Annotated in this window: 16 protein-coding genes; 6 read left to right on the forward strand and 10 right to left on the reverse strand. The window is 68.3% G+C overall.

What is annotated here, in order from left to right; genetic code table 11:
• Window positions 1–302 (reverse strand): winged helix-turn-helix domain-containing protein (locus G3O00_RS31965; protein WP_206145372.1); only part of this gene is annotated, 302 nt, incomplete at its 3' end.
• A 123-nt stretch (window positions 303–425) separates the two neighbouring features.
• Between G3O00_RS31965 and G3O00_RS31970 the strand changes: the two genes are divergently transcribed.
• Window positions 426–1,064, forward strand: a complete 639-nt coding sequence (locus G3O00_RS31970; protein ID WP_206145373.1) for an FMN-binding negative transcriptional regulator — start codon at window positions 426–428, stop codon at window positions 1,062–1,064.
• 55 nt (window positions 1,065–1,119) lie between these two features.
• Here the strand turns inward: G3O00_RS31970 and G3O00_RS31975 are convergent, their stop codons facing one another.
• Complete coding sequence (locus G3O00_RS31975) at window positions 1,120–1,701, reverse strand: thioredoxin family protein (RefSeq protein ID WP_206145374.1); 582 nt, start codon at window positions 1,699–1,701, stop codon at window positions 1,120–1,122.
• Window positions 1,702–1,928: 227 nt separating this feature from the next.
• Between G3O00_RS31975 and G3O00_RS31980 the strand changes: the two genes are divergently transcribed.
• On the forward strand, window positions 1,929–2,669 hold the full coding sequence (locus G3O00_RS31980; RefSeq protein WP_174935606.1) for a response regulator: 741 nt from the start codon (window positions 1,929–1,931) through the stop codon (window positions 2,667–2,669).
• Window positions 2,666–3,988: an ATP-binding protein gene (locus G3O00_RS31985; protein ID WP_174935607.1), complete on the forward strand. Its 1,323-nt coding sequence runs from the start codon at window positions 2,666–2,668 to the stop codon at window positions 3,986–3,988. Before G3O00_RS31980 ends, G3O00_RS31985 begins: the two co-directional genes overlap by 4 nt.
• A gap of 81 nt (window positions 3,989–4,069) precedes the next feature.
• On the opposite strand, the gene G3O00_RS31990 is transcribed toward G3O00_RS31985, so the two are convergent.
• The 4 genes from G3O00_RS31990 to G3O00_RS32005 form a co-directional block, all read right to left on the reverse strand.
• Window positions 4,070–4,681 carry an alpha/beta fold hydrolase gene (locus tag G3O00_RS31990; RefSeq protein WP_206145375.1) on the reverse strand — a complete coding sequence of 204 codons (612 nt, stop codon included), beginning with the start codon at window positions 4,679–4,681 and terminating at the stop codon, window positions 4,070–4,072.
• A gap of 62 nt (window positions 4,682–4,743) precedes the next feature.
• A complete protein-coding gene (locus G3O00_RS31995) occupies window positions 4,744–5,478 on the reverse strand; it encodes a metallophosphoesterase family protein (RefSeq protein ID WP_206145376.1) in 735 nt (244 codons plus the stop codon).
• A gap of 115 nt (window positions 5,479–5,593) precedes the next feature.
• The gene (locus G3O00_RS32000) at window positions 5,594–6,127 is read right to left on the reverse strand and encodes a GNAT family protein (RefSeq protein ID WP_206145377.1); all 534 of its coding nucleotides are present in this window, start codon (window positions 6,125–6,127) and stop codon (window positions 5,594–5,596) included.
• Between the two features lie 12 nt (window positions 6,128–6,139).
• Complete coding sequence (locus G3O00_RS32005; RefSeq protein WP_206145378.1) at window positions 6,140–6,775, reverse strand: LysE family translocator; 636 nt, start codon at window positions 6,773–6,775, stop codon at window positions 6,140–6,142.
• A gap of 303 nt (window positions 6,776–7,078) precedes the next feature.
• On the opposite strand from G3O00_RS32005, the gene G3O00_RS32010 reads away from it, so the two are divergent.
• Both G3O00_RS32010 and G3O00_RS32015 read left to right on the forward strand, forming a co-directional pair.
• The gene (locus G3O00_RS32010; RefSeq protein WP_011354017.1) at window positions 7,079–8,272 is read left to right on the forward strand and encodes a porin; all 1,194 of its coding nucleotides are present in this window, start codon (window positions 7,079–7,081) and stop codon (window positions 8,270–8,272) included.
• Window positions 8,273–8,372: 100 nt separating this feature from the next.
• Window positions 8,373–8,804, forward strand: a complete 432-nt coding sequence (locus G3O00_RS32015) for a GFA family protein (RefSeq protein WP_206145379.1) — start codon at window positions 8,373–8,375, stop codon at window positions 8,802–8,804.
• 149 nt (window positions 8,805–8,953) lie between these two features.
• On the opposite strand, the gene G3O00_RS32020 is transcribed toward G3O00_RS32015, so the two are convergent.
• Entirely contained in the window at window positions 8,954–9,214 is a 261-nt protein-coding gene (locus tag G3O00_RS32020; protein WP_206145380.1) for a hypothetical protein, read from the reverse strand.
• Window positions 9,215–9,273: 59 nt separating this feature from the next.
• On the opposite strand from G3O00_RS32020, the gene G3O00_RS32025 reads away from it, so the two are divergent.
• Window positions 9,274–11,196, forward strand: coding sequence for an SMP-30/gluconolactonase/LRE family protein (locus tag G3O00_RS32025; RefSeq protein WP_206145381.1), 1,923 nt, complete (start codon window positions 9,274–9,276; stop codon window positions 11,194–11,196).
• Between the two features lie 61 nt (window positions 11,197–11,257).
• Here G3O00_RS32025 and G3O00_RS32030 read toward each other — a convergent pair whose 3' ends face one another.
• From G3O00_RS32030 to G3O00_RS32040, 3 genes are all read right to left on the reverse strand, one after another.
• Complete coding sequence (locus G3O00_RS32030) at window positions 11,258–12,199, reverse strand: c-type cytochrome (protein WP_206145382.1); 942 nt, start codon at window positions 12,197–12,199, stop codon at window positions 11,258–11,260.
• A complete protein-coding gene (locus G3O00_RS32035; RefSeq protein ID WP_206145383.1) occupies window positions 12,196–12,882 on the reverse strand; it encodes a c-type cytochrome in 687 nt (228 codons plus the stop codon). The genes G3O00_RS32030 and G3O00_RS32035 overlap by 4 nt, the downstream gene beginning before the upstream one ends.
• A 57-nt stretch (window positions 12,883–12,939) precedes the next feature.
• Window positions 12,940–13,898 (reverse strand): substrate-binding domain-containing protein (locus G3O00_RS32040; protein WP_206145384.1); only part of this gene is annotated, 959 nt, incomplete at its 5' end.

Genomic DNA, 13,898 nt, shown 5'->3' on the forward strand with positions numbered 1-13,898 from the left:
GGCTCAGTTTCGGGGCCGGGTGGCGGCTCCGCAAGCGCGTTCGCGACCCGCGTGCCCGCGCCGCCGCGCGATTCGAGAAAGCCTTCGGCGATGAGCTGCGCATACGCATCGACGACGGTGCCGCGTGCCACTTGCAGCGACGTGGCGAGCAGCCGCGTGGACGGCAGCGTGTCACCGGGCCGGACGTCGCCGCGCCGCACGGCTTCACGCAGCGCCTGCGCGAGCTGGCGGCTCAGGTCCCCGGCTGCGCGATCGAGCGCGCCGAGCGACGGGATATCGACGTTCCGGGCCGTTCTTGCCATGATTCTGGTCTGCTGAAAATGTTTCAAACCGGCTCTACAGCATAAACCAGTTTGGCGCCACAATCGGCCCATGACGGGCCAGCGCCCGATCCATTCCAACCCCCGCATGACCGTGGAGCCGACATGTACGTCCCCGCCGAATTCAACGAACCCAATCCCGACGCGGTGCGCGAGCTGATCGTGCAGCATCCGTTCGGCAGCCTGATCACGCACGGCAAGAGCGGGCTCGATGCGAACCACATCCCGTTCGAGCTGCTGCCGAGCGACGGCGGGCTCGGCGAACTGCATGCGCACGTGTCACGTGCGAATCCGGTCTGGCAGGACATCGCGAACGGCGACGAGGTGCTCGTGATCTTCCGCGCGGGCGACGCTTACATCTCGCCGACCTGGTATCCGAGCAAGCACGATGCGCACCGGCAGGTGCCGACGTGGAACTACGTGGTCGTGCATGCGCACGGCCGCATCACGGTGCGCGACGACGCGAAGTTCGTGCGCGGCGTGGTCGCCCGGCTGACGCGCACGCACGAGGCGTCGCAGCCGGTGCCGTGGAAGATGGGCGACGCGCCGCCGGATTACCTCGACGCGATGCTGCAGGCGATCGTCGGGCTGCAGATCGAGATCACGCGGCTCGTCGGCAAGCGCAAGCTCGGGCAGAACAAGGACGTGGCCGATATCCGCGGCGCGGGCGACGCGCTGGTCGCGAACGGCAACCTCGCGATCGGGGAAGCGATGATCGCGGCGGCCGACGCGAAGCGCGGGTGAGCGCACCCGATACGCGGGCATGCGCGGGCAACCGCCACGCCCGCGCGCCGGCCCGTTACTGCGTGCGCGTCGTGCCCTTCGCGCCTTCCCCGGCCTGCGCGAGCGCGCCGCGAATCGCGGCTTCGGTCTTGTCGTACTCGCCTTCCCCATAGCGCGTGTAGACGACTTTCCCGTTCGCGTCGATCAGGTACAGCGCGGGCCAGTACTGGTTACCGTACGCGCGCCACGTGTCATAGCGGTTGTCCTGCGCGACCGGATACTTGATGCCGAAGCGCTTGATCGCATCGGCGACGTTGCCCGTGTCGCGCTCGAACGGATACTCGGGCGTATGCACGCCGACCACGACGAGCCCCTGGTCGCGATACTTCCGGTCCCATTCCTTCACGTACGGAATCGTATGAATGCAGTTGATGCACGAGTACGTCCAGAAATCGACGAGCACGACCTTGCCGCGCAACTGGCCGAGTGTCAGCGGCGCGCTGTTGTGCCAGCGGTCGATGCCGGTGAAATCGGGCGCCGCCGTACCGGCCTGCGAGGCCGGCATGCCGGCGTCGTCGCGGGTGCCCGCGAAGGCGGCGAGCCCGGCCGTGGCGGCAAGGGCGATGACGAGGGCGGCGATCTTGAGTCGGGGCAGCATGGCGTTCTCCTGAGCGGGAGGCCGCCGCTCGGTGGCGGCGGCCGGACGGGTTTCGACAGGCCCCATTAGGCGGCGCCGACGTATCTGCGATGTGTCCGGCTAGCCACGCGTGTGCAATGTTGTGTGTCGTCACGGCGGCGCGATACATTGGGATACAAACGCATGCCCGCCGTGCGGTATAAAAGCGGACATCGCCTGCCCGAATACCTCGACACCGACAACGACTCATGGACAAGATCGACCACGTGCTGATCGTCGACGACGATCGCGCGATCCGCGAACTGATCGCGGATTATCTGGAGAAGAACGGCATGCGCGTCTCGCTGGCCGCGAACGGCCGCGAGATGCGCAACGTGCTGGACGACGGCGCGCCCGACCTGATCGTGCTCGACCTGATGATGCCCGGCGAGGACGGCCTCACGCTGTGCCGCGACCTGCGCGCGGGCAAGTTCCGCACGGTGCCCGTGCTGATGCTGACCGCACGCGGCGAGGAAACCGACCGCATCATCGGCCTCGAGATGGGCGCCGACGACTACCTGGCCAAGCCGTTCGCGGTGCGCGAGCTGCTCGCGCGGATCCGCTCGGTGCTGCGGCGCGCGCGCATGCTGCCGCCCGGCATGCAGGTGACGGAAACCGCGGAGCTGCTCGCGTTCGGCGAATGGCGGCTCGACACGACCGGGCGCCACCTGCTCGATGCGGAAGGCACGCTGGTCGCGCTGAGCGGCGCCGAATACCGGCTGCTGCGCGTGTTCCTCGACAACCCGCAGCGCGTGCTGACGCGCGACCAGTTGCTCAATCTCACGCAGGGGCGGCAGTCCGATCCGTTCGACCGGTCGATCGACCTGCTCGTGAGCCGGCTGCGCCAGCGCCTGCGCGACGGTGCGCGCGAACCGCGCTACATCAAGACGCTGCGCAACGAGGGCTATGTGTTCTCGTCGGCCGTGACCGCCGTCGACGGTTCGCCATGAGCGCGCGCATGCCGTGGCACTGGCCGCGCTCGCTGTTCGCGCGGCTCGCGCTGATCCTGTGCGTGGGCCTCGCGCTCGCGCAGACGCTGTCGTTCTGGCTCACCGTGACCGAGCGCGACCAGGCGACCACCAACCTGATGATGGGCTACATCGAGCGCGAGGTCGCGAGCTCGGTCGCGCTGCTCGATCACCTGCCGCCGGCCGAGCGGGCCGCGTGGCTGCCGCGCCTGGCGCGGCGCAGCTATGCGTTCATCCTCGGGCCCGGCGAGACCGGCACGCCGCCGGAAGCGCGGCTGTCGGCGCGCGTCGAGCGGTCGATTTCCGACGGCATCGGCGGCGACTACCCGCTGACCGCGAACGCGATCCCCGGCGACCGTGAACATCTGCAGGTGCATCTGCGCCTGACCGACGGGTCGCCGCTGACGATCGACATTCATCCGATGTCGACAGTGCCGCTGTCCGGCTGGCTGCCGGTCGTGCTCGTGCTGCAGCTTGCGGTGCTGGCCGCGTGCTGCTGGCTCGCGGTGCGGCTCGCGACGCGGCCGCTCAAGCAGCTCGCGCAGGCCGCCGACGCACTGGGCCCCGACCTGAAGGGCGAGCGGCTGAACGAGGGCGGGCCGTCGGAAGTCGCGCGTGCCGCCCGGGCGTTCAACGCGATGCAGGATCGCATTGCGCAGTACATGGCCGAGCGGATGCAGATCCTCGCGTCGATCTCGCACGACCTGCAGACGCCGATCACGCGGATGCGCTTGCGCGCCGACATGATGGAAGACGACGCGCAAGGCGCGAAGCTGCGGCAGGACCTGCTCGAGATGGAGCATCTGGTGAAGGAGGGCGTCGCGTACGCGCGGACGCTGCACGGCACCGAGGAGGGCGCGCGCCGCATCGATCTCGATGCGCTGCTCGACAGCATCGTGTGCGACTACACGGATGCGGGGCAGGACGTCGCGCTGCACAGCCGCGCGCCGCTCGCACTCGTCACGCGGCCGAAGGCGCTGCGGCGTATCGTCGGCAACCTCGTCGACAACGCGCTGAAGTTCGCGGGCGCGGCCGAGATCGACGTGCAGGCCGCGCCGGACGGCGGCGCGGTGATCGCCGTGCGCGACCGCGGTCCCGGCATTCCGGACGATCAGCTCGACGCGGTGTTCGAGCCGTTCCGGCGCGTGGAGACGTCGCGCAACCGCGAGACGGGCGGCACGGGGCTCGGCCTCGCGATCGCGCGGCAGCTCGCGCTCGCGATGGGCGGCACGCTCACGCTGAACAACCGGACGGATGGTGGCGGGCTCGAGGCGCGGCTCACGTTGAGGAATGCGGCGTGATGCGATGCGGCGCGTGAGCGGCGTGGTGTCAGGTGTGTGCCGAAACCGAAGTTGACGACGTTGAAGCCGCGGCGCGCGATGTCACACGCGCTGCAGATGTGCATCGACGAGCGGTGCGAGCGTCTGCGCATGCACGGCAGCAAGATCGTGCCGGCCGCCGTGCAGGATATGCAGCCGCGCGTCGGGCAACCGTTCGAGCAGGCGCCGGCCGGCCGCGACGGGGCTGATCGGATCGTCGTCGCCCCATAGCAGCAGCGTCGGCTGCGCGATGCGGCCGATATCCCGAGACAGGTCGGCATGGAACGTCAGGAACCAGTCGGGAAGCTGCGGGTTGGCTTCCGCGAAACCGGCGCGCCAGTCCTGCGCGCCGAGCCCAGCCATGTCGAGGCCGCCGGACGTGACCGTCAGCACGAGGTGCGTGATCAGTTCGGGCTTGTCGAGTGCCGCGCGCATCGCGATCACGCCACCCATCGATTGTGCGATCACGGCGGTGGGCCGGTCGATCGTTTCCAGAACATGACCCACGAGGCTTTCGAAATCGTCGACGGCCGGATCGCGCGGCGTGTCGCCGAAGCCTGGGTAGCCGACGATCCTGCGCTCGGCCGGATGCGCCAGCAGGCCGGCGAGCGGTTGCCAGAAGGCGGTGCTGCCCGATGCGCCGGGCAGGAAGAGCAGTTGCGACGGAACGGGCATGGCGGTGCGGTTTTCCGGTGAATGAAGTGAAGCGGAAGGGTGAGCGGGGCGAGCCGGTCGCGTCAGCACCGGCCGGTGCGCAACGCGACGGTCCAGTCGTCGCGCCCGCGCGATGCCGCGGTGGCGGCCGCCGTGTGCCAGTCGTATTCGACCGCATGGAATTCGACGTTCCAGCCGGCCGCCGTGCGCGACACCATCGCGTAGCGCGCATGCGGCGAGCCCGTCTCGATGCGGTGCGGATGCGGCTGGTCGTCCGTATACGCCTGCAGCCCGACGCTGCCCGGGTTGACGATCAGCCGGCCGTCGTCGAGCCTGGCCGTCCGCGGGATATGCGTGTGGCCGCACAGGATCAGCGATGCTGCTTCATCGCCCGCGCGCTGCGCGATTTCATCGGGCGTGGCCGCGCGACAGCCGTCGGGCGTGACCGTTTCGAGGAAATAGACGAGGTCGCTGTCGGGCGTGCCGTGCACCATCAGCACGTCGTCGCCGAGCGTCATGCGTTCGGGCAGCGCGGCGATCCAGTCGAGATGATCGGCGCGCAGCGTGTCGTGCGCCCAGCGATCCGACAGCCTCATCGACTCGCGATCGCCGGTGAGCAGTTGCCGTTCGTGATTGCCCTTGATGGTCGGCAGGTCGAGCGCGATCAGGCGGTCGGCCGTTTCGGGCGGATGGAGCGCGCCGGACAGGATGTCGCCGAGATTGACGATCACGTCGGCGCCGCGGCGGCGGACGTCGTCGAGCACCGCGTCGAGTGCGGCGAGGTTGCCGTGGATGTCGGACAGCGCGGCGATTTTCATGGCGGAATCGTCGAGGAACGGAACGGCGATTGTCGCCAATTCGGCGCAGGCCGTCCAACGGCGTGCGTATGCGAAGAAGCGGTGGGCGGTGGTACGTGAAGCCGCGGGTCGCGCGTCAGTCGGTCGCGAGTCGCGCGTACATCGCGAAATCGCCCGGCGTGCCGCGCACCATCTTGTATGCACGCAACAGCCCCTCGTAGCGGTAGCCGCACTTCTGCAGCACGCGCGCGGAGCCTTCGTTGCTGGTCAGCACGACGGCCTGCATGCGCATGAAGCCCTCGGCGAATGCCCACGCGGTGACAGCCTTGCACAGCGCGCTCGCGATTCCACGCCCCCAGTGCGACGGCGCGAGATCGTATGCGATCTCCGCCGAACGGTTCACGGTCGATACGGTATGCAGGCCGATCGTTCCGGCAAGCGAGCCCGATGCGTCGTCGATCACGGCGAGACGGCGGATCGAATCCGGGTCGGCCGATTCGATGGCGTCGAACAGCGGCAGCAGATCGTCGGGCGAGCGCAGATTCCAGCTCGTGTGGCGGAAGACGTCGGGGTTCGTCAGGTACGCGTACCACGCGTCGAGGTCGGCGCGTTCGATCTGGCGGAGCGACAGGCCGGGAAGGCCGGAGGAGGGCGGTGTAGCGATTTTCATCGGCATCCGCTCCTATGCCGCATGACGCCGGTACAGCGCCAGCGACCCGGCGAGCGCGAGCAGCATCGCGCCGCAGGTGCGTTCGAGCCACAGCGCCCCCGCACGCTTCAGCAGCCGCACCGCGCGTGCGCCGAGCAGCGCGTAGCCGAACATCACGACCCCGTCGAGCAGCGCGAACGTGACCGCGAGCGCGACGTATTGCGGTGCGAGCGGCGCGGACGGATCGAGGAACTGCGGCAGGAACGCGGAGAAGAACAGATAGCCCTTCGGGTTCGTCACCGCCGTGAGAAAACTCTTCGCGAAGATCGACGCGTTGCGCCCGGAAGACGCCGTGCCACCGTTCGCGACGGCGACGTCGAGCTGACCCTTCGACATCAGCAGCCGGATCCCGACGTACGCGAGATAGGCGGCGCCGAGCCACTTCACCACCGAGAACCAGAACGCCGACGCCATCAGCAGCGCGCCCAGGCCGAGCGCGACCGCGACGATCAGCACGAAGTCGGACAGCATCGCGCCCGCGAAGCCGTAGGCCGCGCGGCGCACGCCGTAGCGCGAGCCGTTGGTCAGCGCGAGCAGCACGGTCGGGCCGGGTGTCGCGATACCGACGAACGCAACGGCGGCGAAGATCAGCAGGGTCGTTTCATGCATGAAGGCACTCCCGATGGGTGGCGTGCGTTCGATTATCGGTTGCGCCCGCCCCGGCTGTACAGGCGCGGCGCGCTGCGCACAGGGCGGTCCGCTCGACTATCTCAATTTTGGAAATAAACTGTTTTCATTATTCCGCTTTCGATCGGAACCGGTTCCATCTACCATGGCGGCCGCAGTGGGCATGCCCGCCGCGTCGTCGCGCGCGCACGTGGCCGGCCTCGCACCGCCGGCCGATCTCGCTGCCCGCGCTACTCGCAACTGACAGCCAGAACAACGGGTTCACCGCCCGGAGACACGACAATCATGAACAAGCAACTGATCGCAGCCCCGCTGCTGCTCTCGCTCGCGGGCATCGCTGCCGCGCAAAGCTCCGTCACGCTGTACGGCATCGTCGACGCGGGCGTCACCTATCGCAGCAACGAGCGGGTCGGCTCCGCGGGCGCGTACACCGGCCATTCGAGCGTCGGGCTCACGACCGGCAACCTGTCCGGCAGCCGCTGGGGCATCAAGGGTTCCGAGGATCTCGGCGGCGGGATGCGCGCGCTGTTCGTCCTCGAGAACGGCTTCGACATCACGAACGGCACGTCGGGGCAGGGCGGCCGCCAGTTCGGCCGCCAGGCATTCGTCGGCCTCGGCAGCGACCGCTACGGCACGGTCACGCTCGGCCGCCAGTACACGTCGCTCGACGATTTCGTGAGCCCGGTCGGCCCGTCGTCGTACATCGGCGGCTTCGGCGCGCACCCGGGCGACATCGACGACCTCGACCAGACCGCACGGGTCGACAGCTCGATCAAGTACACGAGCGCCAACTACTCGGGCTTCACGTTCGGCGCGCTGTACGGCTTCGGCAGCCAGCCGGGCAGCATGAAGCAGCGCAACACGTGGAGCGTCGGCGCGGCGTACGCGGCGGGCCCGCTGCGCGTCGGCGTCGGCTACGAGCGGTCGGACAACAGCAAGACGGGCGCGACGGACCCGACGGCCGGCAAGTGGCAGAGTACCGACGACGGGCTGTTCAACTCGTCGATCAACGAAGGCTATGCGAGCGCGCAATCGCAGCAGATCATCGCGACCGGCGCGACCTACGACTTCGGCTCGGCCGTCGTCGGCGTGAACTACAGCAACGTGCAGTACCGCAGCGGCGGCCAGTCGCTGTTCACGGGCCACGCGACGTTCAACGTCGCGGGCGTGTTCACGCGCTGGAACGTGCGCCCGCAGACGCAACTGTTCGCGGGCTACAGCTACACGCGCGGCAGCGATGTCGACGGCGTGGACGACCGCGCGCAGTATCACAACGTCACGCTCGGCGCCGTCTACGACCTGTCGAAGCGCACCAGCGTGTACCTGCTCGGCGCGTACCAGCATGCATCGGGCATGACGCTCGACGCGCTCGGCCGGCCGGTGGCCGCGACTGCGTCCGTCTCGGACAAGGCGAACGGTCACTCGTCCGATTCGCGCTCGCAGGCCATCGTCAGCCTGGGCCTGCGCCAGAAGTTCTGACACATCGCGATCGTTGCGGCCGCAACGTTGCCCGCACCTGATGCAGGCAACGTTGCACGCATGCTCCTATACTGTCGCCTCCTTTCCTGGAGGAGACGACATGACCCGAACGCATTCCGCGAGTTGCCTGTGCGGAACCGTCACCGTGACGCTGCGCGGCGAGCCGGCGGCGCGCGCGAACTGCCATTGCGCGACCTGCCGCGATTTCTACGGCACGCCGGTGCTGTCGGCGACCGCATGGCCGCCCGAGCAGGTGGCCGTCGAAGGCGCTAGCGCGACGTTCCCGCATCCGGCGAAGTCGATGTCGCGCACGTACTGCGCGTCGTGCGGCGAGATCGTGTTCGGCACCAACCGGCTCGGCATGCGCGTCGTGCCGAACAGCCTGGCCGCGCGTGCGCACGGCGGGCAACTGCCCGGCGACCTGCAGCCGACGATGCACCTGTTCTACCGGCACCGCGTGATCGACGTCGTCGACGCGCTGCCGAAATTCCTCGACGGCTGGGACGGCCCGACGCTCGACGACGCGAACTGAACGATCGCAGCCGCGTGCCGGCACGGCCGGCGCGCGGTCTTTGGGTTTTCTCCGCCGGATCCCGCTTTCCCTTCCCTTCCCTTCCTCCCGCCGCCTGCCGCTGCGCCGAATCGCACGACGCGATTGCGCCGGATAATATTTTTTCTCTTTCATTTCAATTTCGATTTGTAATCATCGAGCCCGTTTCCGGGGAATGAAAAAGGCAATGCGGGCATTTCAGAAAAAATGACGTATTTGCATTGAGCGACCCGGAAGAAAATGCCGGGGAAAAAGCACCGAAGTCGTGCGGCCGGCAAGCCGTGGCGGCGCGGTGAGCGGGTTTGACCATCGTTGACGGAAAAGCGCCGGACGGCAAAAAGAACGGAGTGAATAATTCGTGATAACGGCGAATGCGCTTTAGCCGGAATCACCAATATTTCATGTGCCGCGATTTACAGTGTCGACAATTGAACGTTCGGGAGCATTATTCATGTCAATGAAACAAATTCGGGCGGCGTTGCTGGGAATGTGCATGGCAATGCTGGCGCCGGCGAGTCACGCGCAGGTGCAATACTCGACCGACTGGCTCGCGAACACGTACGGCACGCTGGCCCAGCACGTGGGCAATGCGGCGCGCTCGATGTGGGTCGCGCCGGAGGGCGTGATCTACACGTCGTCGCGCTGGGACGAGAACGCGGGCGGCGTCGCGCTCTACCAGAACGGCCAGCCGATGGGCACGATCGGCATCCACGACGAATTCCAGGGCGGCGCGATTACCGGCAACGCGACGTCGATCTTCGTCGCGCTCGGCTACAACCGCAACTTCGGCAGCGGCTCGGTGGGCCGCTACAACCGTAGCACGAACCAGCGCGACCTGCGCATCCCGGTCAGCACGTGGACGGGCCTCCCGAACCCGGACGTGATCACCGGCCTCGCGACGGCCGGCAACCTGTTGTATGCAAGCGATTTCTACGGCAACCGCGTGCGCGTCTATACGACCGACGGTGTCTTGCAGCGCGACATCGGCGTGACCGGGCCCGGCGCGCTGGCGCTCGATGCGGCCGGCAACCTGTGGGTCGCGCGCATGAGCGCGGGCGTGGTCGCGCAGTACAGCGCGACCGGCACGCTGATGAACACGATCCAGATGGCGGCCGGCGCGCGGCCGTCGGCGCTGTATTTCGACGCGTCGACGGGGCAGTTGCTGGTGGGCGACCAGGGCCCGGACATGAACATCAAGATCTACAGCCTCGCCGGGTTGCCGCAGCAGATCGGCACGTTCGGCGTGCAGGGCGGCTATCTCGACACGACCTCGGGCATCAAGGGGCAGGTCGGCGACAAGCGCTTTACGCGCGTGGTCGGCATCGGCAAGGATTCGGGCGGCAACCTGTACGTGCTCAACAACGCGTGGGGCGGCGGCTGGGATCTCGGGCGCAACGGCAGCACCGACCTGCATTCGTACAGCCCGACGGGCGCGCTGCAATGGAAGCTGCAGGCGCTGAACTTCGAGGCGATCGCCGCACCCGACCCGGCGACCGACGGCGCGTTCTTCTACAGCGGCAACAACGTGTACACGGGCTCGGCGGGCGGCACGTTCGTCGCGAACACGGTCGACCCGTTCACCTATCCGAAGGACCCGCGCCTCGACATGAACGACTATCAGCGCGGCCAGCATTTCGGCCAGCTCGTGACGGTCGGCGGCAACCGGATTCTCGTCGCGTCGGGCCAGAATCCCGGCAACTTCAATTTCTATTACTTCACGCCGGCGACCGGCTATATCGCGAATCCGGCCGGCTCGCTGCCGGGCAAGCCGTTCAACACGTCGCTGCAGGTCACGACCGGTTTCGACATCGACGGCAACGGCGACGTGTGGGCCGGGCTGAACGGCTCCAACGCAATTACCCGCTACCCGATGACGGGCTTCGATGCGACCGGCAAGCCGTCATGGGGCAAGCCGGTGACGACGCCCGTGCCGAGCACCGTGGCGCCGACGACGCGCATCGTCTACCAGGCGGACAGCGACACGATGATCCTCGCGCAGGGCCTCGCGAACAACTGGGACTGGACCGCGATGAACGGGCACATCGAGGTCTATCACGGCTGGAAGAACGGCAATACGACCGCGCCGAACCCGGTGATCAACCTGACCAGCGCGAACCCGAAATCGATCGCGGCGGCCGGCCACTACCTGTTCGTCGGCTACGTGCACACCGTGCCGAACGTCGACGTGTTCGATCTCAACACGGGCGCGCTCGTGACGACGCTGACGAACTCGAACACGGCGGCGATGGACGTCGGCAACGATGTCGACTCGATGTACGGGATCCGCGCGTACCTGCGCTCGACCGGCGAATACGTGATCACGAAGGACAACTACAACGGCACCAGCATGATCGTGTATCGCTGGCATCCGTGAACGCGCGGGCAGAGCGGGTAGCGCAGGCCGTGCGGGCCGGATGGCCTGCACGGCGTTCGCATCAGGGCGCGCCGAGCACGCGCCCGTTCACGCTGAGCCCGTACATCGAATCGGGCGAATCGTGGAACTTCGCGCGCGTGTCCTTCACCGAGCCCGTGAAGCGCGGGTCCTGCGGACGTTCGTGGCTGTCCATGAAGGTGGCGACGTCCCACGCCTCCTGATCGGTCAGCATGCCGCCGAGCCCGAGCGGCATGTTGGCCTTGATGAAGCCGGCCGCATTGCGGATGTCGCCCATTCCCGCGCCCCAGTTGAACGAACGCGCGCCCCACAGCGCCGGGAAGACCGCCTTGCCGCCGCTCGACTGCCCCTGGCCGTCCGCCCCGTGGCACAGCGCGCAGTGCTGCGTGTAGACGGCGGCGCCGCGCGCATAGTCGGCCTTCTGTGCGGGCGGCGGCAATTTCAGGAAACCCTGACCCGGCAGCTTCGTGCCGACCGGCGCGCCCTTCGCGAGCCAGTACGAATAGGTCTCGAGCGCGACGAGGATCGGGTCGCCGGCCGGCGGCGCCTTGCCGTTCATGCTGTAGCGGAAGCACCCCTGCAGGCGCTCGGCGAACGTGTTCACGTGGCCGTTCTTGCTGCGGTACGCCGGATACAGCAGGTACGCGGCCCACATCGGGCTCGAGTCGGGCCGGCGGCCCGCGTCGAGGTGGCAGCTCGCGCAGGTCAGCTTGTTGCCGACGTACTTGCCCGCGAACTCGGGCGTGTGCAGGAAGATCTGCTCGCCGAGCTTCACGGTCTTGCCGAACTCGTCGGCGGGTATCGCGGATTCGGCGGGCGGCGCGAAGGGTTTGGCGGCCGTCGCCGTCACCGTTGGGGCAGGCGCGGGTGCGGAAGCAGCGGCCGGTGCGTCCTGCGGCGTGGCCGCGAACGCGAGCGCGGGCATCCAGGCCGCGCCGAGCAGGGCCGCGCGGGCGCGGTGGATCAGCGTCGTGCGGTCGATCATCGCTTGTCTCCTTGTGCGGCGCCGCCGCGCGCGTAGTAGGCGGCCACCGCGTCGATGTCGGCGTCGGACAGCTTGCCGGCGATCGCCGGCATTAGCGCCATCGGCCCGGGCGGGCGCGTGCCGTGTTTCCAGCCGTTCAACTGACCGGCGATATAGGCGGCGGGCTGGCCCGCGATCGGCGGAAACGCGGTGCCCACGCCGAGGCCGCCGGGGCCGTGGCATTGCGCGCACGCGGGCAGGCTTTGCGACCAGCGTCCGCGCGTCGCGAGCCATGCGCCGGTGTTCGCCGGGTCGATCGACGTGTCGTCGGAGGCGACGATGCCGGCCGGCGCGGGCAGGCTCGCGAAGTACGCGGAGACCGCATCGCGCTCGTGCGGCGTCAGCAGTTTCGAGAGCGGTTGCATGACCGGGTTCTGGCGGCTGCCGTCCGCGAATGCCGCAAGCTGCGCGGACAGATACGCGGCGGGGGTGCCCGCGAGGCGCGGGAAGCCGGCCGCCGCGTTGCCTTCGCCCTGGCTGCCGTGGCAGCCGATGCACGCGGCGACGCCCGTCGTCGTGCCCTGTGTGGCGATCGTCTTGCCGGGCGTCGCGTCGTCCGCGTGCGCGTGGCCGGCCAGCAGCGCGGCCGCAGCGAGCAGCAGCGGTGCGAACCGGCGTCGCGGTGTGTCCACCGTATCGTTCACGTGTCCCCTCCTTGTTGTAGGTCGCGCGCGCCGCCGGATGGCCGGCGCGCCGCGCGGTCAGCCCGCGTCGGGCTGTTTCTGCTCCGGTGCGAGGTGCTGCGTCGGTGTCGCCGCATCGTAGCGGCCGAAGCCGTAGCGCTGGAAGATCCGGAACGCTTCCGGCGACCGGATGAACGCGAGCCACGTGCGCGCGGCCTCCGGATGCGGCGCGTCCTTCACCATCGCCCCCGCATAGATTGCCGTCGTATTTTGCTCGGCCGGAATGTCGATGTGCATCAGCGGATGCCCGACCTGTTCCTGGAACGCCGCTTCGGATTGCCACAGCACACCCGCGTCCGCGCGACCCTGCATCAGGAACAGCGCGGTTTCCCGATGGTGGATGTGCGTGAGCTCGGTCGTGCCGGTGCGCACCTTGTCGTCGTAGACGGTACGCGCGAGCGCATCGCCGCCGGCCTTCACGAGCGACGCGCGGATCTGCCGCGCGACGCCTTCGAAGGCCGGATTGGGCATCGCAAGCTGCACGTCGGCCCGTGCGAGGTCGTTCAGCGACGCGATGCGCTTCGGATTGCCGGCGCGCACCATGATCGTCAGCTGGTTCGTCACGTACGGCACGGCCGGGCCGGTGAGCGTGCCGTCCGCGATCAGCCCGTTGATCTTGCCGAGCCCGGCGAAATACGCGTCGGGCTTGACCGTCCACGTCATGTTGCCGACGGTGATCGTGCCGCCCGCCTGGATCTGCTTCACCAGCAGGCCGGGCGGGATCGTTTCCCAGTAGATGCGGCCGCGGTACTCGGGATGGTCTTCCTCGAACTTCGCGACGAGCGGCGCCATCGCGAAGAAGTAGTTGCCGCCGACGAACAGCACGAGCTTCGGTGCGGTGAGGTCGCCGTGGAAATCGGCGAGTACGTCGACCTGCGGCACCGTGAATTCGAGGCCCCGGTGCGTCGCGTCGTTGTTGCGGCCGTCCTGCCAGGGCGGAAAGACGGTCGCGGCGGTGCCGGCGGGTGCGGCGAGCG

The sequence above is a fragment of the Burkholderia sp. Ac-20384 genome (genome assembly GCF_017104605.1).
In the GTDB taxonomy this organism is placed as follows: Bacteria; Pseudomonadota; Gammaproteobacteria; order Burkholderiales; family Burkholderiaceae; genus Burkholderia; species Burkholderia lata.

Coding starts and splice junctions, on each gene's coding strand:
- G3O00_RS31970 (WP_206145373.1), top strand. CDS start 426: ATGTACGTCCCCGCCGAATTCAACGAACCCAATCCCGACGCGGTGCGC.
- G3O00_RS31975 (WP_206145374.1), bottom strand. CDS start 1,701: ATGCTGCCCCGACTCAAGATCGCCGCCCTCGTCATCGCCCTTGCCGCC.
- G3O00_RS31980 (WP_174935606.1), top strand. CDS start 1,929: ATGGACAAGATCGACCACGTGCTGATCGTCGACGACGATCGCGCGATC.
- G3O00_RS31985 (WP_174935607.1), top strand. CDS start 2,666: ATGAGCGCGCGCATGCCGTGGCACTGGCCGCGCTCGCTGTTCGCGCGG.
- G3O00_RS31990 (WP_206145375.1), bottom strand. CDS start 4,681: ATGCCCGTTCCGTCGCAACTGCTCTTCCTGCCCGGCGCATCGGGCAGC.
- G3O00_RS31995 (WP_206145376.1), bottom strand. CDS start 5,478: ATGAAAATCGCCGCGCTGTCCGACATCCACGGCAACCTCGCCGCACTC.
- G3O00_RS32000 (WP_206145377.1), bottom strand. CDS start 6,127: ATGAAAATCGCTACACCGCCCTCCTCCGGCCTTCCCGGCCTGTCGCTC.
- G3O00_RS32005 (WP_206145378.1), bottom strand. CDS start 6,775: ATGCATGAAACGACCCTGCTGATCTTCGCCGCCGTTGCGTTCGTCGGT.
- G3O00_RS32010 (WP_011354017.1), top strand. CDS start 7,079: ATGAACAAGCAACTGATCGCAGCCCCGCTGCTGCTCTCGCTCGCGGGC.
- G3O00_RS32015 (WP_206145379.1), top strand. CDS start 8,373: ATGACCCGAACGCATTCCGCGAGTTGCCTGTGCGGAACCGTCACCGTG.
- G3O00_RS32025 (WP_206145381.1), top strand. CDS start 9,274: ATGTCAATGAAACAAATTCGGGCGGCGTTGCTGGGAATGTGCATGGCA.
- G3O00_RS32030 (WP_206145382.1), bottom strand. CDS start 12,199: ATGATCGACCGCACGACGCTGATCCACCGCGCCCGCGCGGCCCTGCTC.